The sequence below is a fragment of the Geomonas oryzisoli genome (genome assembly GCF_018986915.1).
Lineage (GTDB): Bacteria > Desulfobacterota > Desulfuromonadia > Geobacterales > Geobacteraceae > Geomonas > Geomonas oryzisoli.
In genome coordinates this window covers 640,331-663,035 of sequence record NZ_CP076723.1, presented here as the reverse complement: position 1 = coordinate 663,035, position 22,705 = coordinate 640,331, and the positions used below count along the sequence as shown (strand labels likewise).

At 63.2% G+C, this 22,705-nt stretch carries 19 protein-coding genes; 5 read left to right on the top strand and 14 right to left on the bottom strand.

Annotated elements, in window-relative coordinates; all coding sequences use genetic code 11:
• Nucleotides 1-110 precede the first annotated feature (110 nt).
• Complete coding sequence (locus tag KP004_RS02895; protein WP_216800879.1) at nt 111-1,106, bottom strand: ABC transporter substrate-binding protein; 996 nt, start codon at nt 1,104-1,106, stop codon at nt 111-113.
• Nucleotides 1,107-1,570: 464 nt separating this feature from the next.
• Here KP004_RS02895 and KP004_RS02890 point away from each other — a divergent pair, with 464 nt between their 5' ends.
• Nucleotides 1,571-2,749 (top strand): hypothetical protein, encoded by a 1,179-nt coding sequence (locus KP004_RS02890; protein ID WP_216800878.1) that lies wholly within the window; start codon nt 1,571-1,573, stop codon nt 2,747-2,749.
• Between the two features lie 185 nt (nt 2,750-2,934).
• Here KP004_RS02890 and KP004_RS02885 read toward each other — a convergent pair whose 3' ends face one another.
• From KP004_RS02885 to KP004_RS02870, 4 genes are all read right to left on the bottom strand, one after another.
• The gene (locus tag KP004_RS02885; protein WP_216800877.1) at nt 2,935-3,693 is read right to left on the bottom strand and encodes an NRDE family protein; all 759 of its coding nucleotides are present in this window, start codon (nt 3,691-3,693) and stop codon (nt 2,935-2,937) included.
• A 22-nt stretch (nt 3,694-3,715) separates the two neighbouring features.
• Nucleotides 3,716-4,402: a PilZ domain-containing protein gene (locus KP004_RS02880; protein WP_216800876.1), complete on the bottom strand. Its 687-nt coding sequence runs from the start codon at nt 4,400-4,402 to the stop codon at nt 3,716-3,718.
• Between the two features lie 129 nt (nt 4,403-4,531).
• Nucleotides 4,532-5,005: a GreA/GreB family elongation factor gene (locus KP004_RS02875; protein ID WP_216800875.1), complete on the bottom strand. Its 474-nt coding sequence runs from the start codon at nt 5,003-5,005 to the stop codon at nt 4,532-4,534.
• Nucleotides 5,006-5,102: 97 nt separating this feature from the next.
• Complete coding sequence (locus KP004_RS02870) at nt 5,103-6,116, bottom strand: PilZ-like domain-containing protein (RefSeq protein WP_216800874.1); 1,014 nt, start codon at nt 6,114-6,116, stop codon at nt 5,103-5,105.
• A gap of 196 nt (nt 6,117-6,312) precedes the next feature.
• Between KP004_RS02870 and KP004_RS02865 the strand changes: the two genes are divergently transcribed.
• The 4 genes from KP004_RS02865 (at nt 6,313) to KP004_RS02850 (ending at nt 11,065) form a co-directional block, all read left to right on the top strand.
• Nucleotides 6,313-6,621, top strand: a complete 309-nt coding sequence (locus KP004_RS02865) for a cytochrome c3 family protein (protein ID WP_216800873.1) — start codon at nt 6,313-6,315, stop codon at nt 6,619-6,621.
• 189 nt (nt 6,622-6,810) lie between these two features.
• Complete coding sequence (locus KP004_RS02860; protein WP_216800872.1) at nt 6,811-8,817, top strand: molybdopterin oxidoreductase family protein; 2,007 nt, start codon at nt 6,811-6,813, stop codon at nt 8,815-8,817.
• Nucleotides 8,818-9,084: 267 nt separating this feature from the next.
• Nucleotides 9,085-10,026: a chemotaxis protein CheV gene (locus KP004_RS02855; RefSeq protein ID WP_216800871.1), complete on the top strand. Its 942-nt coding sequence runs from the start codon at nt 9,085-9,087 to the stop codon at nt 10,024-10,026.
• Nucleotides 10,016-11,065 (top strand): TIGR04283 family arsenosugar biosynthesis glycosyltransferase, encoded by a 1,050-nt coding sequence (locus KP004_RS02850; RefSeq protein WP_216800870.1) that lies wholly within the window; start codon nt 10,016-10,018, stop codon nt 11,063-11,065. The genes KP004_RS02855 and KP004_RS02850 overlap by 11 nt, the downstream gene beginning before the upstream one ends.
• Before the next feature lie 15 nt (nt 11,066-11,080).
• Here the strand turns inward: KP004_RS02850 and KP004_RS02845 are convergent, their stop codons facing one another.
• From KP004_RS02845 to crcB, 9 genes are all read right to left on the bottom strand, one after another.
• Nucleotides 11,081-11,794, bottom strand: a complete 714-nt coding sequence (locus KP004_RS02845) for a response regulator (RefSeq protein WP_216800869.1) — start codon at nt 11,792-11,794, stop codon at nt 11,081-11,083.
• Nucleotides 11,795-11,909: 115 nt separating this feature from the next.
• On the bottom strand, nt 11,910-12,779 hold the full coding sequence (locus KP004_RS02840; protein ID WP_216800868.1) for a diacylglycerol/lipid kinase family protein: 870 nt from the start codon (nt 12,777-12,779) through the stop codon (nt 11,910-11,912).
• A gap of 209 nt (nt 12,780-12,988) precedes the next feature.
• Complete coding sequence (locus KP004_RS02835; protein ID WP_216800867.1) at nt 12,989-15,424, bottom strand: Lon protease family protein; 2,436 nt, start codon at nt 15,422-15,424, stop codon at nt 12,989-12,991.
• Nucleotides 15,425-15,453: 29 nt separating this feature from the next.
• Nucleotides 15,454-16,071: a lipoyl(octanoyl) transferase LipB gene (gene lipB, locus KP004_RS02830; RefSeq protein ID WP_216800866.1), complete on the bottom strand. Its 618-nt coding sequence runs from the start codon at nt 16,069-16,071 to the stop codon at nt 15,454-15,456.
• 1 nt (nt 16,072) lies between these two features.
• A complete protein-coding gene (gene lpdA / locus KP004_RS02825) occupies nt 16,073-17,479 on the bottom strand; it encodes a dihydrolipoyl dehydrogenase (RefSeq protein ID WP_216800865.1) in 1,407 nt (468 codons plus the stop codon).
• A 167-nt stretch (nt 17,480-17,646) separates the two neighbouring features.
• Nucleotides 17,647-18,933 carry a 2-oxoglutarate dehydrogenase complex dihydrolipoyllysine-residue succinyltransferase gene (gene odhB / locus KP004_RS02820; RefSeq protein ID WP_216800864.1) on the bottom strand — a complete coding sequence of 429 codons (1,287 nt, stop codon included), beginning with the start codon at nt 18,931-18,933 and terminating at the stop codon, nt 17,647-17,649.
• 247 nt (nt 18,934-19,180) lie between these two features.
• On the bottom strand, nt 19,181-21,868 hold the full coding sequence (locus tag KP004_RS02815; protein WP_216800863.1) for a 2-oxoglutarate dehydrogenase E1 component: 2,688 nt from the start codon (nt 21,866-21,868) through the stop codon (nt 19,181-19,183).
• Nucleotides 21,869-21,922: 54 nt separating this feature from the next.
• The gene (locus KP004_RS02810) at nt 21,923-22,300 is read right to left on the bottom strand and encodes a DUF190 domain-containing protein (protein WP_216800862.1); all 378 of its coding nucleotides are present in this window, start codon (nt 22,298-22,300) and stop codon (nt 21,923-21,925) included.
• Nucleotides 22,301-22,330: 30 nt separating this feature from the next.
• Entirely contained in the window at nt 22,331-22,705 is a 375-nt protein-coding gene (crcB, locus tag KP004_RS02805) for a fluoride efflux transporter CrcB (protein WP_216800861.1), read from the bottom strand.

Below are 22,705 nucleotides of genomic sequence, written 5' to 3'. Positions count from 1 at the left end.
AGAACTTCGGAGAAAGGCTAAAACCATAGTCTGGTTTAAAACATTCAGGCTTTCAGGTTCTCTCAGATTTGCTCAGATTTTCTCCGTGGCCAATGGTTTACTGCTTTTACTTACTTTTTGGTGATCTTGCCGTTCTGACGGACAGTCTTGGCGGCTTTGACGATGTCGGCCGGGACAGTCAGGCCGAGCTTCTTGGCTACGTCGAGGTTGATCAGCAGGTCGACGTCGGAAGCCTTGGTCATGAAGCGGGTCGGGATCTGCTCGGGCTTCTTGCCTTTCAGGATCTCGATGATCATCTTGCCGGTGGCGCGGCCCATCTTGTAGTAGTCGAAGCCCCAGGCGGCGAGGACGTCGTAGGTCTCGGAGGAGCTCGGGTCTGCGGACATGACCGGGATCTTTGCCTTGGCGGCAACCTCGGCGACGGCGCTCATGGCGGAGACGACGGTGTTGTCGGTGGAGATGTAGATGGCGTCAACGCGGTTGGCGATGGTCTGGGCGGCCTGCTTCACCTCTGCGGATTTGGTGACGGTGGTCTCAACAAACTCGAGGTGCTTCTCTTTACAGACCTGCTTCACCATGCCGGCCAGGACGACCGCGTTCTCTTCGGAGCTGGTGTAGATGTGACCGATACGCTTGGTCTTGGGCTTGATCTTGAGCAGCATCTCGATCTGCTGCTTCACAGGGGTCATGTCGGAAACGCCGGTGACGTTCTTGCCACCCTTGGCGAGGGAGGGAACCAGGCCCGCCTTGACCGGGTCGGTAACGGCGGAGAAAACGATCGGGATGCCTTTCAGGGTGTTCACCAGCGCCTGCGCGGTCGGGGTGGCGACGCCGACGGCGAGGTTGACCTTCTGGCTCTGGAACTTGGTGGCGATGGACGCCGCGGTGTTGATGTCGCCGTTGGCGTTCTGCACGTCGAAGGTTGCGTTGATCTTGGAGTCCTTGAGTTCATCCTGGATCCCTTTGACGACCGCATCCAGCGCCGGGTGGGAGACGATCTTGGAGATGCCGATCGTCACGGGCTTGGCGGGAGCCGCCGCGAAAACGGTTGCCGCAGACGACAGCGACAAAGCGAGAGCCAACAGAATACCGATCTTCTTGCGCACAGATACCTCCGGTTTACATTGAATTGAATTTCTGCTGCTGGTACTGCCAAGGGAATCAGTAACTATCGCCACGACCGGTGAAAAGGTCGGACCTATTTTCGACCGCCGAGCATACCATTGGGAAAGAGCTATCGTCAACGCCATAGTGGCGGTAAATGGGAACGATTCCTCGAAGAAACCAAAAAAAATGGACTCAAAAGAGCAAACCTTGCCACAACTTAAGATGATTCTCACCAAAACCGGTCACAGTTGTTGACACCGCAAATGCAAAAAGGGTATAAGTACGGACGAGCTTGTCGGTTTTGTCACAGGTGTAAGGCACGAAACGCCCGCCCAGATATCTCCCCAGTAGCCGCCAAAACCAGACTCCGCACCACCAGAATAAATAAGCACGCCCGGCGCCGTCACACCAGATCCACGCATAGGCCAAGGCCGGTCCGCTGCACCACCATAAGGAGAACTTCGTGAAGCACCTGTACCAGAACCACCGCTCTGCCCTCCTGCTGATCGCCCTGCTGGCCCTGCCGCTGGCAGTAGCCGGATGCAAGGATAAGAAGGCCTCGGCCACCACGACCAGCGCCGGCGCCATGCAACAAGGGCAAGCCACCTCGGCCAAGGCCGTCCCGGCGGCTCCTGCCCCGGCCACCGCTGTCCCGACCGCGCCCGCCGCGCCGGCAACCGAAGCGGCACCGGCAGCAGTCCCCGCCAAGTTCGACGCGCACTCAAGTGCCGGGAAAAAGGTGAAAGGCGCCAAGGGGAAAGAGGCCGCCGCACCCAAGGTCACCTACCGCGCCGGCGAGGACCCGGATTTCGCCGCCAAGAAGGGTTGGCCGGTGAAATCTCCCGCACCGCTGCCGGGTTCGATCCTGCCCCAGAAGCGGATCGTAGCCTACTACGGCAACCCGCTCTCCAAAAGGATGGGGGCGCTGGGCGAGTACCAGAAGGATGACATGCTGCAGCGTCTGAAGCGTGAAGCGGCAAAATGGCAGGCGGCCGATCCTTCCCACCCGGTACAGCCCGCGCTGCACCTGATCGCCGTCGTGGCCCAGGGGGAACCGGGCAAGGCAGGGCTCTACCGCATGGTGATGCCCGACAAGATCATCAACGACGTGTACAGCTGGGCCAAGTCGATCAACGCCATCATGTTCATCGACATCCAGACCGGGCACGACAACATCCGCAACGTGCTGCCGCGCTTCGAGTGGATCCTCAAGAACCCCGACGTGCACCTGGGCATCGACCCGGAGTTCAACCTGATCAAGAGCGGCAAGAAGCCGGGCACCAAGATCGGCACCTACGACGCGGCCGACATCAACTACGCCTCGAACTACCTGAAGGAGCTGGTGAAGAAGTACAACCTCCCGCCGAAGGTGTTCATCGTGCACCGCTTCACCAGAAACGGCGTGACCAACGCGAAGAACATCCAGCTGCGCCCCGAGGTGCAGATCGTGATGAACATGGACGGCTGGGGCGCCCCCTGGCTCAAACGCGACTCCTACAAGGATTACGTCGTGGCCGAGCCGGTCGAGTTCACCGGGTTCAAGCTCTTCTACCACAACGACACGAAGAAGGGCGATGCGCTGCTCACCCCGAAAGAGGTGCTCATGCTGAACCCGAAACCGCTGTACATCCAGTACCAGTAAGCGGGGTTGCCGGAGAGGTGAAGTCAGGGCGAATGATTATTCGCCCCTACGGAAACCAACCCTCCACGTATCAATAAAAAAAGGGGCGAACCATCATGGTTCGCCCCTTTCGCTTTTTGCAGTTACTTCACACCATCGCACAAACGCCCTCCCCCCGGCCCTCTCTCGGAGGGCAAGGGGCCGTCTTACCACTGGAACTCGGTCTGCCGCTCGGTGGCCGCTCCCCCCTCGAAACTGCGCTCGATGAAGGTCGCCTTCCCCGAATGATCAACCAGCAGCACGGTGGAACAACGGGTGCCGTACTGCGCGCTCGTGATGAAGATGGGCGACAGCATCCGCTCCAGCTCAAGCCCCACGCCAGTGTCCGGCAACTCCTGGTCCGGGGGGTGCGTGTGGTCGGCCAGGAGCGCAAACAGTTCTTCCACTGCAAAATCTTGCCGCGCCAGGATCCGGTCCAGCCCGTCTTTGCCGCGGCACACCTTCGGCCAGGGGGTGTCCAGCAGGTGGTTGCTCAGGCCGTGGATCCCCGGTTCGATGGGGAGCACCCGGTCGCTCTTGTTGGAGTAGCAGAAAAGCCGCTCGCTGTCCCCGACCAGGAGGTTGTAACCGCCATAGGAGATGCCGGAATCCCGCAGCCGCGCCAGGTACTCCTCGGCACCCGCATCCTCCGTGAGAAAGCCGCTCACCAGTTGTCCCCGTGACGAAGGGCCGTGCCGGTGCAGGTCGCTGGGATCGCGGTAGTTGGTGAGCGCGGCGATCCGGCCGGTCGCGGTGACACCAAGCCAGGTGCCGCCGTGCACCAGGTCGCGCCCGGCGAAGACGTGCGGGGCATCCTCCCAGAAGTGGGCGGGCTGCGTCGGGCGCTGGTAGTATTCATCGCGATTGGCGGCAACGACGAGACGGTAGGCGGGATGGAACCGGTAGGCGAGTAACAGCGTGCACATGCGGATTTCCTGGAAAAGAGGATCACAGATCGAGCAGCTTGGCGATCTCCTGCTCCTGTTTCTTGGTCAAAGATTCGAACATCACCCCTGCCCCGGGGATGCAGCGGGTCACCCCCCAGTGCTGGGACCAGCGCACGTTGGCCCGGATCGGGGTCTGGTCGGTGAATTCGAGGAAACGGATCCAGATGGTGTCCCCCTGCAGAAATTCCTGCATGGTGTGCAGGAACAGACCGTGTCTGCCGAGGTTGATGGTGAAGGACTTGTGGGTGCTCTCGGCCGGGAAATCGGGATCGGTGCTGTAGTAAAGGTTCAGGTTGATCGACCGGCGCGGCGACCGGCGCAACGAGCGTGCGGGGAAGTTCCTGCAGCGGTTTTCGATGAAAAAGCGCAGCGCCGAACCGGTATCGGGGGAGAAACTCTGTTCCAGCGGGCTCAGCTTTATCTTCTTCTGCCGTGCCTCCCACTTCACCCGCAGCACCGGAAAAAGGTTGATGCACTCATAGGCGATCACCTTCTCTTCCTTGCTGCAACGCACCAGAGTCAGTATGTCGACCAGGAAGCCGTTATAGCGGTTGTCCGTGGCGAGCTGCGACATCTCTGCAAAGGAGCATGCCACGTCACAGGCCACGCCGATCTCCGCTACGGCTTGCGCATAGGCGAGACCGGCCTCTTCATCTTTTACCACTATCAGGATCTTGATGTCTGACATGTATGCTTGGAACGGTCCTTGACACAATGGAGATTGCTTCGGAGAGAGGCCTGCTACACTATAACCGCTCCCCAAAGAAGGTCAAACTGTTTTCGGTGACTGCGCTGTGACTGTGGCAGCCTGCGAACGCTACTCCGGTTTCCTCGACGTTACCGCAAGCACGGTGACGGTCAGGTCGCCGGCAGGTCTCTTGATGGTCACCTCGTCGTCGACCTTCTTGCCCAGCAGCGCCTTGCCGACCGGGGAATCGATGCTGATCTTGCCCTGGCTCACGTCGAACTCGTCCGGCCCGACCAGTTGGTAACAGCGCTCTTCCCCCTCCTCGTCCTCGTAGGTGACCCAGCAGCCGAAGCTGACCGAGGTCGGGTTCAGCGGCGCGTAGACCACCTTGAGCACCTTGAGGCGGTCACCCAGGTGCTTCAGCTCGCGATCGATCTCGCGCAGCCTCTTCTTCGAGTAGATGTACTCGGCGTTCTCGGAGCGGTCCCCTTCGGCGGCGGCATCGGCCATGTTCTTCACCATGCGCGGCCGCTCGGTTTCCCAGAGAAAGTCGTAGCGTTCCTGTAACTTCTTGCGCCCTTCGGCGCTGATCATGTTGGTCATCTCTACTCCCTTGCATGCGTCCGTGCCGACGGCAGGCTGCCGCGGACGGGGCATCATAGTAGAGTTTGGGCTGCAAGGCAATACGATAGCAGCCGGGTCAGGGCTGCCTGTCCATGTGGCGGTACTTGCGGATCGATTCTTCGTAGGTCTTCTGGATCTCGTTTTCAGGGGGGGCTTGACGGTAGGCAATGAGGTAGCGGCCCAGGCCGTAGGCGGCAAACAGGAACAACAACACCCAGAGAGCCCGCATCAGGTACTGCCGAGGGGCCAGCGAAGGGGCGACGTCGTCGCCGAGCTCGTCCATGTCGCGTTTGTCGGAAATCTTGCGCAGGTTCGCGATCTGGACCGAGGAGATCTGCTTGAAGATCAGGTCGCGGTCCCGCTCGTCCAGGAAGAGAAATTCCATGCCGACGTCGTAGCGGCTGGAACCGTCGCGCAGCGTAAGGGGGGGCTTGACGTGTATCACCTGTCCGACCGCGTGCACCAGCCGCGGCGGCTCCAAAGGAAGGTACAGCTCCAGGTTCACCAACTGGTCGGGGCGCGCAGTGGTCGGCATGCGCAGGCAGATGCCGCCCCCGCCCAGGTTCAACTGGGCGCGCAGCAGGTCCCGCCATACGATGTCCTTGGCCGGTTGGAAGCGCGCCATCTGGGCAGCAATGACGAAGTCGTCGTACCCCTGGAACTTCATCTGCTCGCGCTCCTTGCGCACCTCCCAGTCCCGTTCCACCTCTTTGCGGCTGGACTCGTCGACGATGTCGTAGCGAACCTTCAAGGCCATGTCGGTCCTGAAGAACTGGCGCCGTTCGCGCAGGGTGAACCTGCCGAAGAGCCGTACCTGCAGCACCAATTCGCTGAGCCGGGCGGTGACGATGCCGCTGCAGGTATAGCTGTCCTTGCCCAGCCAGACGCTGACATCGAGGATGAAGCCGACGTCCACCCGCACGTTGGCCGGCAGGACGTCGCGGGAGATCTGAAGCAGCAGCAGGTCCCCTCCCGACTCGCTGATGACGCCCCAGTCCCGGAACACGCCGCCGCCCGACAGCGGGATGCCGATCTCGATGCGCATCCCCGGTGCGAGGACCGCGCGGTATTCGCTGTACTCGTCTTCCATGTCGAATCCGGATAATCTTTTAATAAGAGAATGAGCGAACTATCACATTAAACTGCAACCGCGGCAATTTGCAAGCGGTCGACTACGAAAGAACCGGTTACCGATTTACCGAGGCACTACGCCGGGGTTCCTTGACATCGCCGGTAGCTGTGCTATCACAGTAAGGGCTTTTTTACTAATGAATAGGGGAGTGAATATGAAACGTATTGCGATGGCAGCGGCGGCGATGGCGGTGGTGATGATGGCGGCACAGGCGATGGCGGTTTCGGCCGGCAAAACGGTGGAATGGCCGACTTCGATGGGCAAGGTGACCTTCAAGGGTGACGACCATGCCGGCAAAGGTCTCAAGTGCAACGAGTGTCACACCAAGATCTTCAAGATGAAGAAGGGGTCCACCCAGATGAAGATGGCCGACATCAACGCCGGTAAATACTGCGGCGAGTGCCACAACGGCAAGAAGGCGTTCAAGCCCGCCGGCAACTGCGCCAAGTGCCACAAGAAGTAGCGATACCGCATTTTGGCTGCGCTCCATCCCGGGGCGCAGCCTGCCGCTTCCCCCCCTTCCTTTTCTGTTGATCTAGTCCCCGAAAAAACATAAAAAGAAACAGCCGCACCAGGAGCTCGCGGCAGTCCCGGATCAGCGCGCAGAGCTGCTGGGACGCCCATCGCCAGCCGCCCACACGAGGAGTTACAGATGAACGTCGTCACCAGGAGATCGGTCTGCCCATTCGACTGCCCGGACACCTGCAGCATGCTGGTCGAGGTGGAAAACGGCAAGGCCGTCGCGGTGCAGGGCGACCCCCTCCACCCCTTCAGCCGCGGCACCCTCTGCCCGAAGATGCGCCACTACGAGAAAAGCGTGCATTCGCCGCTGCGCCTCACCACGCCGCTCAAGAGAACCGGCGCCAAAGGTAGCGGCGAGTTCACCGCCATCACCTGGGACGAGGCGATCGCCACCATAGCCGAGCGCTGGCGCGCCATCATCGCCGGCCACGGCGGGGAGGCCATCCTCCCCTACTCCTACGCCGGAACGATGGGAATCGTGCAGCGCAACGCGGGGCACCCCTTCTTCCACCGCATGGGTGCCTCCCGGCTGGACCGCACCATCTGCTCCCCGGCCAAGGGGGCGGGGTGGGAGGCGGTAATGGGGAAGACTGCGACCCCGCCGCCTGAATCGGCCGGCAAAAGCGATCTCCTGATCCTGTGGGGGATCAACGCGGCGGCGACCAGCATCCACTTCCTGAACCAGGCGCACGAGGTGCGGCAAGGTGGAGGGCGGATCTGGCTGATCGATACCTACGAGACACCGACCGCGTCCGCCGCGGACCGCACCTTCCTGGTGCGTCCGGGAAGCGACGGGGCGCTCGCCCTGGGGATGATGCACGTGATCGCCCGCGAGGGGCTGACAGACGCCGAGTTTCTTGCGCAACAGGTGCTGGGGTTCGAGGAGCTGGCGGCCGAGGTGCTTCCGGAGATGACGCCGCAGCGTTGCGCGGAGATCACCGGCCTCGCGCCGGAGGTGATCGAGGAGATGGCGCGCGCCTACGCGGCGGCCAGGGCCCCCTTCATCCGGCTCGGGAGCGGGCTGTCGCGCTACGGCAACGGGTCCATGACGGTGCGCTCGATCTGCTGCCTGCCGGCGCTGGTCGGGGCCTACGGCAGGGAGGGGGGTGGGTGTTTCCCGGATACCGCGACCGGCGCCGCCTTCCCCATGGAGATACTGACCAGGGAGGACCTGATCCCGGGGCAGACACGGCTCATCAACATGAACCAGTTGGGGAGCGCGCTGAACCAGCTCGACGCCCCGCGGGTCATGGGGCTCTACGTGTACCACTCGAACCCCGCCGCGGTGACGCCGGACCAGAACGCGGTGCTGAAGGGGCTCTCCCGCGACGACCTCTTCACCGTGGTGCACGAGCGTTTCCTGACCGACACCGCGCGCTACGCCGACATCGTGCTTCCCGCCACCTCGTCGCTTGAGCACAGCGACATCTACCGCTCCTACGGCACCTACTGCATCCAGCGCGCCCAGGCGGTGGTCGACCCGGTGGGGGAGAGCAAGTCCAACTGGGAGGTGTTCTCCCTGCTGGCGCAGGCGATGGGATTCGAGGAGGAGATCTTCACCCTCACCGCTGACCAGATGATCGACCGGCTGCTCGCGGTGCCCAAGCCGCTGCGGGCGGGAATCGACGAGGAGGCTCTCGCCGAGGGGCGCCCGGTGACCCTGGCGGCAAGACCGGGAGGGATCGTGACCCCCTCGGGGAAGATCGAGATCCTGAACGAGCGGCTCGAGGAGAAGCTGCCGCGCTACCTCCCCACCCACGAGGAACAGGGGAAGCTCCCCTTCCGGCTGATGACCGCGCCCACCCCTTTCGCGCTGAACGCGACCTTCTACGAGCGGGAGGAACTGCGGGAGAGCCAGGGGGGGATGCAGCTCAAGATGAACCCGGATGACGCGGCGGGCAAGGGGCTCGCCGACGGCGCGGAGGTGGTCGCCTGGAACGAGCTGGGGGAGGTGACCTTCCGGCTGCAGGTCACGCCCAAGGTGCCTCGGGGAGTGGTGGTCGCCGAGGGGGTATGGTGGCTCGCCCATGCGCCGGGTGCGCGCTCGGTGAACGCTTTGACCTCGCAGCGCCTGACCGACCGGGGGGGCGGGAGCACCTTCTACGACAACAGGGTGGATGTGCGGGAAGGTATATGACAAACAAAAGCTTTAACGCAAAGACGCGGAGCCGCGGAGACGCGAAGAAAAAGCGTTAGGCAAGATCCAGTACGTTTCAGTAAAAAATCTCTTTGCGTCTTCGCACCTTGGCGCCTTTGCGTTAAGTCTGTAATCAGAGGCTCTCCCCCCGGAGCCGCAGAGGCGTAAGGGGAAGGTCCGGGTCTCCGCTGCGCAGTTTTTGTCTCATGATTTCCCTCCGGCTGCCGATGTAATGAGGAGCAACGGCACTACACAATCGGGGGGCGTATGGAACCGAACAACAAGATTCTGCTCGAAAGCGGCACCAACGAACTGGAAATAGTCGAATTCAGGATCGACGAGGTGGACGGCAAGGGGAACGTCATCCCCTGCTATTTCGGCGTTAACGTAGCCAAGGTCCGCGAGATCATCAGACTGCCGGAGACGCGCAAGGTGGTGAACGCCAACCCCTGCGTGAGCGGCATGATCAAACTGCGCGACCAGGTGATCACCCTGATCGACCTCTCCCGCTCGCTGAACAAGAACACGGAAGGGATACCCGCGGACCGGGTCATCGTGCTCGAGTTCAACAGGATCGTGGTCGGCATCCAGGTGCACTCGGTCTCCCGCATCTATCGCATTTCCTGGGAAAACGTGGAGCCGCCGGTGAAAGCGATCCACGACGCCAACATCACCGGCGTGGTGAAGATGGAGGACCGGATCATCCTCATCCTCGACTTCGAAAAGATCATCGGGGAACTCTCCTCGACCATGGCCCTGGCCACACCGGGGGAAGACCTGATGCTGGCCCACTCCGTGGCGAACCGCGGCGCCAGGACCATCCTGGTCGCCGACGACTCGGCCTTCATCAGGAGGACCATGTGCGGGTCGCTGCGTGAAGCGGGGTACCAGGTAGTCGAGGCGGAAAACGGCGAGGAGGCCTGGGAACACGTGCAGGCGATACGTCAGAAATGCGCGGAGAGCAAGCAGCCGCTGAAGGAGGTACTGAGCCTCGTGATCACCGACATCGAAATGCCCCGCATGGACGGACTGCACCTTACCGCCCTGATCCGGAAGGAGTCTGACCTGGACGGGCTCCCCGTGGTAATATTCTCGTCGCTGGCCAGCGAGGACAACAAGATGAAATGGCGCAACCTGGGGGCGAGCGACATCCTCACCAAGCCGGACCTCCCCAACCTGGTGCAGAAGGCGGATACCCTTGCCCTATGAGTCGTGCCCCGAACTGTCGGTCGTAGTGCCGGTCTATAACGAGGAGGGGAACGTGGCTTCCTTCCTCACGGCACTCGCCCGGCAGCAGGGGGTACGCCTGGAGGTCATCCTCTCCGACGGCGCTTCCAGCGACCGCACCCTTGCCATCGCGCAGAAGCTGCATGACGGGCTCCCCTTCCCGCTCTCCCTGGTCCAAGGGACCAAGGGACGAGGGAGACAGTTGAACCGGGGCGCCGACGCGGCCCGCGCCGAAACCCTCCTCTTCCTGCACATCGATTCCAGCTTCGAAGACCCGCTCGCCCTCAGGAAGGCGCTTGATTCCCTCGGGGAGGCCCTTCGCTCCGGAGCAAGCGTCGCCGGCCGCTTCGCCCTCCGTTTCGGCTTCCCCGGCACCACCCCGTTCCCCTACCGCTTCTACGGCGCCAAGGCCGCCCTGGACCGCCCCGGATGCACCCACGGCGACCAGGGGTTTCTGATCCGTCGCGACTTCTTCGCGCAGGTCGGCCCCTACGACACGTCGCTTCCGCTCATGGAAGACACCTTCCTCGCCGAGCGGGTGCGGCGGGAGGGACGCTGGCTCCTCCTCCCCGCCGCCATCACCACCTCGCCGCGGCGCTTCCAGACCGAGGGGCTTCTCCCCAGGCAGACGCTCAACGCCATCCTGATGAACCTGGCCCATATCGGCCATCTTTCTCTGGTCCGGTGCCTGCAGACGAGTTACCGCAGCCAGGACGCCACCGCGCGCCTGCAGCTCAAGCCCTTCCTGGAGCCGCTGCAGCAGGCCATGGCCGAGCTCGAGGCGCATGAACGGCGCCGGTTATGGTGCCGCACCGGAGCCTATGTGCGGGGGAACGCCTGGCAGATCGCTTTCTTTCTGGATGTTTTGACCGGCGGGATTAAGGAAGAAGGGAGGGGGGGGAGGTTCCTGGACCTTTACGACCGCCTCCTGGGGCGGCTCATCGACAACAAGGGGGGCGACCTGGGTGCCGCCCTCCTGACCTGGCTCTGGTTCCGGCTGACGCTCCTCGCTGCGCCGTAGAGAAGCAGGTTGAGGCTAAGGTTGAGGGGTGCGCACCGCCTCGACAAAATTCTTCAGCTCGTCCTTTTGCCACTGCGCCGGCTCCAGTAACTCGACCCCGAATCCGGTGGGGAGGCCGGCATGCACCCGTTTCCCCTCCTGGTTCACCCAGGCCACCCTCCCCTTCAGTTCCAATAGCGGCCTCTGCTCCGTCTCCAGAAAAAGGGCGAGCCGCAGTTCCTGGTTGACGAGGACCTCTTCGCGGCTGGCGAGGAACAGGCCGCCGTCACCGATGTCGAGGGCATTGGCGCCGACGGGGCTGCCGTGCAGGAGGAACAGTACCGGGATGTGACAGGGGATGCGCACCTCGCGCCGGTCCACGGCGTCGGTGTACCTGCGGGCCATGTCGAGGAAGAGGCGGCGGTCGATGGGCTTGGTGAGGAAGTCGTTGCAGCCCGCCTGCTGTGCGCGCTCGCGGTCCTCATCGTTGCCGGCGGTGGTAAGCATGACGACGGGGATGGCGGAAAGGAAGGGATCGCTCTTCAAGAGCCTGCAGCAGGTTATGCCGTCCATGAGCGGCATGTTCACGTCCATGAAGATCAGGTCGGGAGCGTCCTTACGGACCAGTTCCAGCGCCTCGACACCGTCGCCGGCGGTGAGGACATCGACATGGGAGGCTTTGAGAAAGCTCTTCTCCAGCTCAAGAATCAATCTGGTATCGTCGACCAACAGGATCTTAGGTTTAGCCACGCCACTCCCCCACTCTGGTATTGAAAGACGGTTCACGCGGGATGATGCCGAACGGGTCGTACCCGCACATTAATCAATATCGCCCTGGCTTTGTCAACCAAAAAACTCGGCTATCTCAGACCACCAGCCGGACCAAGTCCGGGACGGTCCGGACGGCAATCGGGGTGGGGCAGACGTAGTCGCCGTCGAGTTGCACGGCCTTCTCACCGGAGATCTCGAGGGCTTCCCCCGTGAAGCAGGTGACATGGCTGCTGAAGACCGCGGTGCCGTTCAAGAGCCCCAGTGCGAGCCCCAGGTAGGCGAGGCGACCGCCGCTGATGCAGAGCACCTGGAACCCGGGGGTGAAGAGGTCGGCCTCGGGCGCCAGTCTGAAGTTTCCCCCGTACTTGGCGGCGTTGCAGACGATCACGCCGTGGCAGGCGACGCTTTTCTCTCCTGCCGTCACGGTCAATTGCGAGGCGTCCCAATTCCACAGGGCGCGCAGCGCGGACAGCACGTAGGCCCCCTTCCCCAGCGCCCTTTTCTCGGACAGGCGCACGTCGCGCACCACAGCTCCGTCGAAGCCGACCCCCGCCATGAGGACGAAGCGTCTGCGTTCTCCGCCGCATACTATCTCTCCGACCGATATGGGGCGCGTTTCGCCTCGGGCGAGGCGGTCCAGCGCGTCGTCGACGGAGTGTATCTCCAGTTCGCGCGCGAGCACGTTCGACGTCCCCAAGGGGACCACGCCGAGCGTGGCCGCTCCCGGAACGAGGCCGTTCAGCACGCCGTTGATAGTGCCGTCCCCCCCGGCCACCACGATGAGCGGATCGCTCTCTTCCCGGCAGATGCGGGCGGCGAAGCGGGCCGGGTCGGCGGCGCTTTGGGTGGGGAGGAGTTCGGGCGCGAGGCCGCGCTCGGTAAGCCCCTTCATGATGCTATCGACTTTCTGCTGGGAGTAGGTCCCCGAGGTGGGGTTCACGATCAGGAAACAGCGTCTGGACAAGAGGTCACCTCTTTGCGGCGTGCTAGCGAAATGGCAAGGGCCGCGGTCGCGGCCCTCGGAAGGTAGCAAAAAGATGAAAAGGTTACAACAGTTTTAGCCTCGTCCCCTCCCCGGAGGGGGAGGGCCAGGGAGGGGGATCCAACCTCGGTCCAGCAGGCTTCCCCCCTCCCAACCTCCCCCCTCCGGGGGGAGGAGCATAAGCCGCCTGCCTACTCCAGCAGTTTCACCGGCTCGTCCTTCCCCTCCTTGTCCTGGAGCTGCAGCTTGCGCATGTTGTCCAGCATGGTCTTGAGCTTCTTCTGCACCAGGAAGTTGACGGTCCCCTCGGGATAGCCGCCGTCCTCGCCGACCTTGCCGGCGGGAACACCCGTCAGGATCTCGATCCCCTCTTCCACCTGGGAAACGCTCCAGATGTGGAACATCCCGTCGGAGACGGCCTGCACCACCTCGTCGCTCAGCATCAGGTTGTGTTCGTTGATCTTCGGGACGATCACCCCCTGCTCACCGGTCAGCCCTTTCGCCTTGCAGACGGCGAAGAACCCCTCGATCTTGTAGTTCGCCCCGCCGATGGGCTGGATCTGCCCGTGCTGATTGACGCTGCCGGTGACGGCGATCCCCTGCTTCACGGGGAGACCGGAGAACGCGGAAAGGAGCCCGTAGAGCTCGGCCGAGGAGGCGCTGTCCCCCTCGATCCCCTCGTAGGACTGCTCGAAACAGATGTGGGCGGAGTAGGAGAGCGGCTGTTCCTGCCCGAACTTGCCGGCCAGGTACCCGGTGAGGATCAGCACGCCCTTGTCGTGGATCGGGCCGGAGAGCTTCACCTCGCGCTCGATGTTGACCATGCCGGAGCGCCCTTGGGAAACGCGGATGGTGAGACGCGAGGGGCGGCCGAAGGTGTAATCGCCCATGGTGATCACGGAAAGGCCGTTGATCTGCCCGACGACGCTCCCCTTGGTGTCGCACAGGATGATCCCCTGGGCCAGGTACTCTTGGATCCTCTCCTCGATACGGTTGGAACGGTAGGTCTTCTCGTGAATCGCCCTCTTGACCCAGCTGCGGTCGACCACCTGCGCGCCGCCGCGCTTGGCCCAGTAGCTCGACTCGCGGATCAGGTCGGAGAGCTCCATGAACTGGGAGGAGAGCCGGTCCTGGTCCTCAACCAGGCGCGAGGCGTGCTCCAGGAGTGCGGCGACGCCGGTGGGGTCGAAGGGGAGCAGCCCCTCCTTGCAGCAGTGGGCGGCGACGAACAGGGCGTAATCCTGCATCACCTCGGGGGTGCGGTTGATCTGGCTGTCGAAGTCGGCCTTCACCTTGAAGAACTTTCTGTAGTCGGGCTCCAGGTAGTAGAGCAGGTAATAGATCCAGAGCGAGCCGATCATGATGATCTTGGCGTTGAGCGGGACCGGCTCGGGCTTGAGCGAGACCACGGTCATGAAGCGGTACTGCTCCAGGACGTCCTCGATCTTGATCTCCATGTTCCTGATGCAGCGTTTGAGCGATTCCCAGGCGAAGGGGTTGATCAGCACCTCGCGCGCATCCAGGATGAGGTAGCCGCCGTTGGCCCGGTGCAGGGCACCCGGCTTGATCAGGGTGAAGTTGGTGGTCGCCATTCCTCCCATCTGCATGATGTTCTCGATGCGCCCGAAGAGGTTGTTGTAGGTCGGGTTGGACTCGAAGATGACAGGCGCGCCGTTGTCCGGGTTGTTCTCCACCAGGACGTTCACCTCGTAGCGCTCGAAGGTGGGCTCCTGCTTGGGGATCTTGAGCCCCGGGATCTGCGGCGGGGCGACCTGCGGCTTGAAGTCCTCCAGGTTCAGAAGCAGATCCTCCTGGACGTCTTCCAGGTACTGCTGAACCTTCCCGAATCCCTGGTACTTCTCCTTGAGCGGGTTCAGGTGGTGCCCGACCGCTGAGAGCCCCAGCTCGCGGTCCAGCTGCGCCAGGGCGTCCCTGAGCGCCTTCTCGTTCTCGCGTACCTGGCGCAGCGCGTCGTTCAGCTTCTCGGTCAGCTCGCGCCCCACCGTATCCAGCTTTTCCCGCTCATCCTTCTCGAGCGCCTCGTACTCCTCCTGGGTGAAGTTGCGCCCCTCCTTCTGCGGCACGATCACCAGGCCGGAGACGGTGCGCTGCAGGGCGAAGCCCTTCTCCCCCGCCTCCTGCTCCAGGTCGGAAAAGATCTCGCCGTTTCGCTCCTGGAAGCGCTCGATGATGGAGACGCGGTTGGTCTCGTACTCCTTGCTCTCCAGCGCAGTGGGGACGTTGGCGCGCATGTAGTCCAAAAGCTCGCGCATGTCCGCGGCGAAAGCGCGCCCCATTCCGGCGGGGAGGGCAATGGCCAGGGGCGCGTCCGGGGTGTGGAAATTGTTGACGTAGCACCAGTCGCTGGGGGGGCAGGTGTCCTTGACGAACTTCTTCAGCATCTGCCGGATGGTGGAGGTCCTGCCGGTGCCGGGCTCGCCGGCCAGGTAGATGTTGAAGCCGTTGTTGGACATCCCCAGGCCGAACTCGATGGCGGCCAGGGCCCGGTCCTGGGTGATGTTCCCCTCCAGGTTGGCTATCTCTTCGGTGGTCTTGAAATTGAACAGGGCGGGATCGCAGACCCAGCGGAGCTTCTCTACGGGGACTCGGCAATCGGTTTCGGACATGGGAGCCTCCTTGCGAGCAACGGCAACGGTTAACTGCGTGGCAGGCTCGATTCGAGCAGCGCTTCGAATCGTTCTCCGGCCAAGGCTTTCACTTCCTGTACGGTGATATCCTGCCGACGCTCAAGGGTGAGCGAGGTGATGCGGCACTCGGGCATGCCGCAGGGGTTGATGCTGCCAAAAGGCGATACGTCGGCCGCCGCGTTGAGCGAGAATCCGTGCATGGAGACCCACTGCCTGACGCCGACGCCGATGGCGGCGATCTTGCCGCGGGACGTCCAGACGCCGGTCTTGCCCGGGACGGTGAAGCCGGCGACGCCGAAGCTGCCGCAGAGTTCCACCAGGAACTGCTCCAAAAAACGAAGGTAGCGGTGCAGGTCGCGCCCGCGCCGCCCCAGGTCGAGAATGGGATATCCCACCAGTTGCCCCGGCCCGTGGTAGGTGACGTCGCCGCCGCGGTTGACGCGGTGCGCCTCTATCGCCGGGTCGAGCAGGTTGCCGGAGTCGCCTCCGGCGCCGATGGTATAGACGGGATGGTGTTCCAGAAGGAGCAGCGTCTCCGCGCCCCCATTTCGTACCTCGAGAACCAGGCTCTCCTGCAGCGCGAGCGCCTCCCGGTACTCGATGCAGCCGACGTCGCGGACCACCATGTCAGCCGTGGATGGCGCGTTTGTCCAGGTCGAGCGCCGCCTCCTTCATCACCTCGGAGAGGGTGGGATGGCCGTGCACGGTGAGGGCGATATCCTCGCCGCTGCCGCCGAACGCCATCACGGTGACCGCCTCGGCGATCATGTCCGAGGCGCGTGGCCCCAGGATATGCACGCCGAGCAGCCGTCCCCCTTCCGCCTCGGTGAGGAGCTTCACGAATCCTTCGGTCTCATCCATGCACTTGGCGCGGCCGTTGGCGATGAAGCTGAACTTGCCCACCTTGTAGGCGATCCCCTCTTCCTTGAGGGTCTCCTCGGTCTTCCCCACCGAGGCCGCCTCGGGCCAGGTGTAGCAGACGCCTGGGATGCAGCCGTAATCGACCTGGCTCGGTTCGCCGTGCATCCTTTCCACGCAGACCGCCCCCTCCTCCATCGCCTTATGCGCCAGCATGGGACCGGCGATCAGGTCGCCGATGGCGTAGATGCCGGCGACGTTGGTGGCGTAGTCGGCGTCGACGCGGATGCGGCTGCCGTCCATGGCGATGCCCAGGCCTTCGAGATTCAGCCCTGCCGTGAGCGGCCTGCGCCCCACCGCCACGAGGATTTTGTCGCAGGAGATCTCCTTGGCCTCCCCCTCGGTCTCGACACGCGCCACGAGCTTGCCGTCCTTCTTTTCCGCACCGGCCACCTTGGCCCCGAGCATGAAGGTCATCCCCTGTTTCTTCAGGGAACGGAGCAGAGCTTCGGCCACCTGGCCGTCGCTGCCGGCCACAAGCCTTGGAAGGAGTTCCACCACCGTCACCTTGGCGCCCAGGCGCAACCAGACCGAGCCGAGCTCGAGGCCGATATACCCGCCACCCACCACCAGCAGGTGCTCCGGAACCGAGGGGAACGAGAGCGCCTCGCGGGCGCTCACCACCGATTCGCCGTCGAAGGGAATGGTCGGGATCTGCACAGCTTCACTGCCGGTAGCGAGGATGACCTTCTTGGCGCTGATAACCTTGGTCTCCTCGCCTTTCACTTCCACGCGGTGCGTGCCGTTTTCGGGGGAGAGCATGGTCGCGGTGCCGAGGAAGCTGACGATCTTGTTCTTCTTGAAGAGGAAGGCGATGCCGTCGGTGAGCTTTTTGACCACGTCATCCTTGCGCGCCATCATCTGGCCGAGGTTGAGGGTCGGCGGCTGCACCTCGATGCCGTGGACGGCGAAGCGGTCCTTGGCCAGGTGGTAGAGTTCGCTGGAGTCGAGGAGCGCCTTGCTGGGGATGCACCCTTCGTTCAGGCAGACGCCGCCCATGGAGCCGCGCTTTTCCACGACGGCGACCTTCATACCGAGCTGCGCCCCCCTGATGGCGGCGACGTAACCGCCGGGACCGGCGCCGATGACGATGAGATCGAAAGTTTCTTCAGACATCTTTTCCCTCCAAAAGCTTACGTGCGGCGTAGGTTTGCATGGGAGCCCCCCTCCCGGCCTCCCCCCTCCGTGGGGAGGAGAGAATGGACCCGCCGTCTTCGCAGACTAGAGAACGGCTCCCGCCCCCGGAGGGGGAGGGGTGGGGAGGGGGCCGCGGCTAATGCCGGTCAGCACTCCAGCAGCATCTCCTCCGGATCCTCGATGTATTCCTTGACCCGCTTCAGGAAACCGACGGCGCCCTTGCCGTCCACGATGCGGTGATCGTAAGAAAGGGCCAGGTACATCATGGGACGGACCACGACCTGGCCATCGACCACCACCGCCCGCTCCTGGATGTTGTGCATGCCGAGCACGCCGGACTGGGGCGGGTTGAGGATGGGGGTGGAGAGCATGGAGCCGTAGATGCCGCCGTTGGAGATGGTGAAGGTCCCCCCCTCGAGGTCGGAGAGGGCGATCCGGTTGCTGCGCACTTTCTCCGCGAAGTCGGCGATATTCTGCTCGATCTGTGCCAGGCTCAGCTTCTCGGCGCCCCGCAGTACCGGCACCACCAGTCCGCGCTCGCTGCCGACCGCGATGCCGATGTCGCAGTAGTTGTGGTAGACGATGTCGTCACCCTCGATGCTGCCGTTCACCTCCGGAAATTCCTGCAAAGCGGCACAGCAGGCGCGCACGAAAAGGGACATGAAGCCCAGCTTCACGTTGTGGCGCTTCTGGAAATGCTCGCCGTGCTTTTTCCTGAGTTTCATGACCTCGCTCATGTCCACCTCGTTGAAGGTGGTGAGCATGGCGGTGTGCTGGCGCACCGAGACCAGGCGCTCGGCGATGCGCTTTCTGATCTGCGACATCGGTTTGCGCACCACGCGCCCGGATTGGTCTGCGGGCGGCGCGGCAGCCTTGGGCTGCTGGGCCGGTTCAGGCGGCGCGGCCGGTTTGGCAACAGCGGCGGGCGCAGCCGGAGCAACCGGTTTCGTCGGAGCTTTGGGGGGCTCGGCAACCTCCGCCCGTGCCCCCTGGGCCTTGAGCAGATCCTCGTTGGTGATGCGGCCGCCGCGCCCGCTCCCCTGGACGGCACCCGGCTCGACTCCCAACTCGCGCGCCAGTTTCCTTCCCGAGGGGGACATGGGAGCCGCAGTTCCCGGCTTAGCCTCGGGCTTGGCGGCAGGCTTTCCGGCAGGTTTGGCGGCAGCGGCGCTGTCGGCTGCTCCCTGCGCTTCGGCCACCGGGCCGCGCGCGTCGATGCTGCCGATGACGGCACCGATCTTCACCGTCTCGCCTTCCGGCACCGTGATACTGAGCACGCCGTCCGCCTCGGAGGTGACTTCGAGGGTGATCTTGTCGGTCTCGATCTCGCAGAGGGCCTCGTCCTTGGAGACGACGTCGCCATTTTTCTTGAGCCACCGGGCGATCACCGCCTCGTACACCGACTCGCCCACCGCGGGCACCTTGATATCCATGCGGTTCTCCCTTATCTTAAAAGCCGTTCTACGTTCTACGTTCTATGTTCTACGTTAACGGCTTTAACTACTCTTAAAAGCCGTTCTACGTTCACGTTATATGTTCTACGTTAACGGCTTTAACTACTCGTTACACGTTCTGCGCTCTGTACTTCGTGTCTTTATGAAACTGTTTCTATGACTGGTTGTGGGGTGAACGTAGAACGTAGAACATAGAACGTAGAACTTGTTTCAGATGAACGTGTTTTCAGATCTTCACAGCTTCGTCCACGATCCGCTCCTGCTCGACGCGGTCCAGGCGATGCGAGCCTGAGGCGGGTGCCGCGGCATCGGGACGACCTACGTACCTCGGCACGGTCCCCAAAAGCTCGGTGAGGGGCTCGTGAATGAAACGCCACGCTCCCATGTTGCGCGGCTCCTCCTGCACCCAGGTGAACCGGGCGCCGGAGGGATAACGCTGCAGTTCGTCACGCAACTGCTCGACGGGAAGCGGATAGAGCTGCTCGATCCGCAGCAGCGCATGCCCCTGCAACTGGTCCTTCCTGATGCGCCCCAAGAGGTCGTAGTAGATCTTGCCGCTGCAGATGAGCACCTGACGCACCGACTCTCCCACGGCGGGCTCGGCGATCACCTCGCGGAAACTGCCGGAACTCAACTCCTCCAGCCGCGACACGCAGTCCGGATGACGCAACAGGCTCTTCGGGGTGAACAGGACCAGCGGTTTTCGGAAGGGTTGCAGCATCTGACGACGCAGCACGTGAAAGAGCTGCGCCGGCGTGGTGGGATAAACCACCTGGATGTTCCCCGCCGCAGCAAGCTCAAGGAAACGCTCGATCCGGGCGCTGGAGTGTTCCGCCCCCTGCCCCTCGTAGCCGTGCGGCAGCATCAGCACCAACCCGCTGGAGCGCTCCCACTTCGCCTCGCCGCTGACCAGGAACTGGTCGATGATGACCTGGGCGCCGTTGGCGAAATCGCCGTACTGCGCCTCCCAGATGGTGAGTGCGTCGGGGGCCTCCAGCGAATAACCGTACTCGAAACCGAGCACGGAGAATTCGGCCAGCATGCTGTCAAAGGCGCAGAAGTGCGCCCCCTTGTCCAAAACACTGCAAAGCGGCAGGTAATTCTCGCCGGTCTCCTGGTCGAACAGCGAGGAGTGACGGTGGCTGAAGGTGCCGCGACGGACGTCCTGTCCGGACAACCGGACGGAAACGCCCGAGGAGAGGAGCGAGGCATAGGCGAGGGTTTCCACGTTGCCCCAGTCCAGCGGTCCCCCCTTGATGACGGCGTCGCGTCGTTTCTGCAGCACGGCGGCGACTTTAGGATGCGGGTGGAACCCCTCGGGGAGACGGGCCAGTCGCTCGGAGAGCTCCTGGAGGGTGTCGGCGGCAACCGCGGTGGGGACGGCGACCTTGGCGACGCCCGGTTTCATCCCGCTCCAGCGGGCCAGAAACGCCGACTCGACCGGCGCGGCCTGCCGCTCGCCCGCCTGCGCCAGACGCTGCACCACCTCGTTCTCGATCGCCTTCAGGTCCTCCTCTTGGAAACCTTCTCCGAGGAGCTCCATTTCGTAGAGGGTGTGCAGCTGCGGACGGAGCTTGATCTGCTGGTACATGAGCGGCTGGGTGAAGTAGGGCTCGTCTCCTTCGTTGTGCCCGTGCCTGCGGTAGCAGATCACCTCGACCACCACGTCCTTGCGGTAGCGATCGCGGTAGGCGACCGCCAGTTCGGTGACGTGCACCACCGCCTCGGCGTCGTCGCCGTAGACGTGGAACACCGGGGCCTGGACCATCTTGGCCACGTCGGTGGCGTAGTGGCTGGAGCGGGCATCGGCGGCGCTGGTGGTGAAGCCGATCTGGTTGTTGACGACGATGTGGAGGGTGCCTCCGGTCCGGTATCCGGCCAGTTGCGACAGGTTCAGCGTCTCGGCAACCACACCCTGACCGGAGAAGGCGGCATCGCCGTGGATCAAAAGCGGCAGCACACGGGTCTCCCCTTCCTCGCCGATGCGGTCCTGACGGGCGCGGCATTTCCCCTGCACCACCGGGTCGATCGCTTCCAGGTGGCTCGGGTTCGAGGTGAGGGTGAGATGCACGGAACCGCCCCCTTCAACGGGGAGGTCGACCGAGAATCCCTTGTGGTACTTGACGTCCCCCTCGCCTACCACGCCGTACTCGGCGTTATCCGCGAACTCGGCGAACATGTTCTCGTAGGGCATGCCGAAGATGTTGCAGAGGACGTTCAGGCGGCCGCGGTGCGGCATCCCGAACACGACGTCGGTGACGCCGAGCGAGGCGGCCTTGGTGACGGCGGCATCGAGCAGCGGAATGAGGACGTCGCCCCCCTCCAGGGAGAACCTGGTCTGCCCCGGGAACCTCTTGTGCAGCTCCCGCTCGAACAGGGCGGCTTCCTTGAGTTTCTGGAGCAGTAAGAGCCGCTGCTCCGGGGTTAAGAAGCCGCGGTTCCCTCCCGGCTCCATGCGGTCGATGAGCCACTGGCGCTCGTCCGGGTCCTGCAGGTGCATGAATTCGACGCCGACCGAGCCGCAGTAGGTGCTGCGCAGCACCTGCAGGATCTCCTTCAGGGTCGCGCTGCGTCGCATGAAGCGCCTGGTGACGAAGGTCGTGTCGAGGTCGGCAGGCTCCAGCCCGAAGGCGGAAAGGGAGAGCAGGGGATGCTCGATCTGGCAGGGGGAAAGGGGGTCGGTACAGGCCAGCAGGTGGCCGATGTCCCGGTAACGGTAAATGAGTGATTGTACTGCGGACTGCTTGAGCGCCTCATCCCCCGTGGGGGCCTCGGCGCCGGCGGGACGCCCCTCGGCCAGTTCGAAGCCGGTGAAGAAAGCGCGCCACTCCTCGGAGAGCTGCTGCGGGTCCTGTTTCCACAACTGGTACTGGCTCTCGATCCACTGGGGGGTCAGGTTTTCTAATATGCCCATCTATCCGCTCCTTTTCATGAACAAGGTGAGAGTGTAGCAGATGGGTTCGTCGTTTCAAGCCGAGCGTTTTTTGGCGTAGCGCCAGACCTGCACCTTCTCCAGGGTGATCATGCCGCCGTCCATCATCTCCTCCACGGTCGGCAGGACCGCCTCCACCCGGGTCCTCTCGTCGACCACCTCGATCACCATGGGAAGGTCGGTGGAGAGCCGCAGCAGGCGGTCCGTGTGGTACATGCTGTGCGCGCCGAACCCGGCCACGCCCCGCAGCACCGTGGCGCCGGCAAAGCCCTGGGTGCGGAACAGTTCCACCAGCGCCTCGTAAAGCGGGATGTGTTTGTACTTGTCGCGCTCTCCAATGAAGATCCTGAGCAGCACCTGCTCACCGAGCATCCCCTTTCGGTCCGTCTCCAGGCTCATGTCCCTGTCCTTCATATGTCGCTCCTTGGGAGAAAAGTTTGGCTTCTACAGCCAGCGCGCCACCATGATCCCCAGCCAGGTGCAGGCAAGGCAGGATACGACGCTCAGCATGATGTTGGCAAAGGCAAGCAGCAGCGCGCCCTCCTCGATCAACCGGAAGGTCTCCAGGCTGAAGGTGGAGAAGGTGGTGAGCCCGCCGAGAAAACCTACGGTGAGGGCAAAGCGCAGCGTGGGGGGGACGAGGGCGCTCCTGATGGAGAACTCCATGATGAGCCCGATCAGGAAGGCCCCGATGACATTGACGGCAAGGGTGCCATAAGGAAAGGCGTTGCCGCAGACCCGGTACACGAAACCGGAGAGAAAATAGCGTGACAGACAGCCTAGTGCGCCCAGGAGGGCTATGTAGAGTACCTGCTCCAT

Coding starts and splice junctions, on each gene's coding strand:
- KP004_RS02885 (WP_216800877.1), bottom strand. CDS start 3,693: ATGTGCACGCTGTTACTCGCCTACCGGTTCCATCCCGCCTACCGTCTC.
- KP004_RS02880 (WP_216800876.1), bottom strand. CDS start 4,402: ATGTCAGACATCAAGATCCTGATAGTGGTAAAAGATGAAGAGGCCGGT.
- KP004_RS02875 (WP_216800875.1), bottom strand. CDS start 5,005: ATGACCAACATGATCAGCGCCGAAGGGCGCAAGAAGTTACAGGAACGC.
- KP004_RS02870 (WP_216800874.1), bottom strand. CDS start 6,116: ATGGAAGACGAGTACAGCGAATACCGCGCGGTCCTCGCACCGGGGATG.
- KP004_RS02865 (WP_216800873.1), top strand. CDS start 6,313: ATGAAACGTATTGCGATGGCAGCGGCGGCGATGGCGGTGGTGATGATG.
- KP004_RS02860 (WP_216800872.1), top strand. CDS start 6,811: ATGAACGTCGTCACCAGGAGATCGGTCTGCCCATTCGACTGCCCGGAC.
- KP004_RS02855 (WP_216800871.1), top strand. CDS start 9,085: ATGGAACCGAACAACAAGATTCTGCTCGAAAGCGGCACCAACGAACTG.
- KP004_RS02835 (WP_216800867.1), bottom strand. CDS start 15,424: ATGTCCGAAACCGATTGCCGAGTCCCCGTAGAGAAGCTCCGCTGGGTC.
- lipB (WP_216800866.1), bottom strand. CDS start 16,071: ATGGTGGTCCGCGACGTCGGCTGCATCGAGTACCGGGAGGCGCTCGCG.
- lpdA (WP_216800865.1), bottom strand. CDS start 17,479: ATGTCTGAAGAAACTTTCGATCTCATCGTCATCGGCGCCGGTCCCGGC.
- odhB (WP_216800864.1), bottom strand. CDS start 18,933: ATGGATATCAAGGTGCCCGCGGTGGGCGAGTCGGTGTACGAGGCGGTG.
- KP004_RS02815 (WP_216800863.1), bottom strand. CDS start 21,868: ATGGGCATATTAGAAAACCTGACCCCCCAGTGGATCGAGAGCCAGTAC.
- KP004_RS02810 (WP_216800862.1), bottom strand. CDS start 22,300: ATGAAGGACAGGGACATGAGCCTGGAGACGGACCGAAAGGGGATGCTC.
- crcB (WP_216800861.1), bottom strand. CDS start 22,705: ATGGAGCAGGTACTCTACATAGCCCTCCTGGGCGCACTAGGCTGTCTG.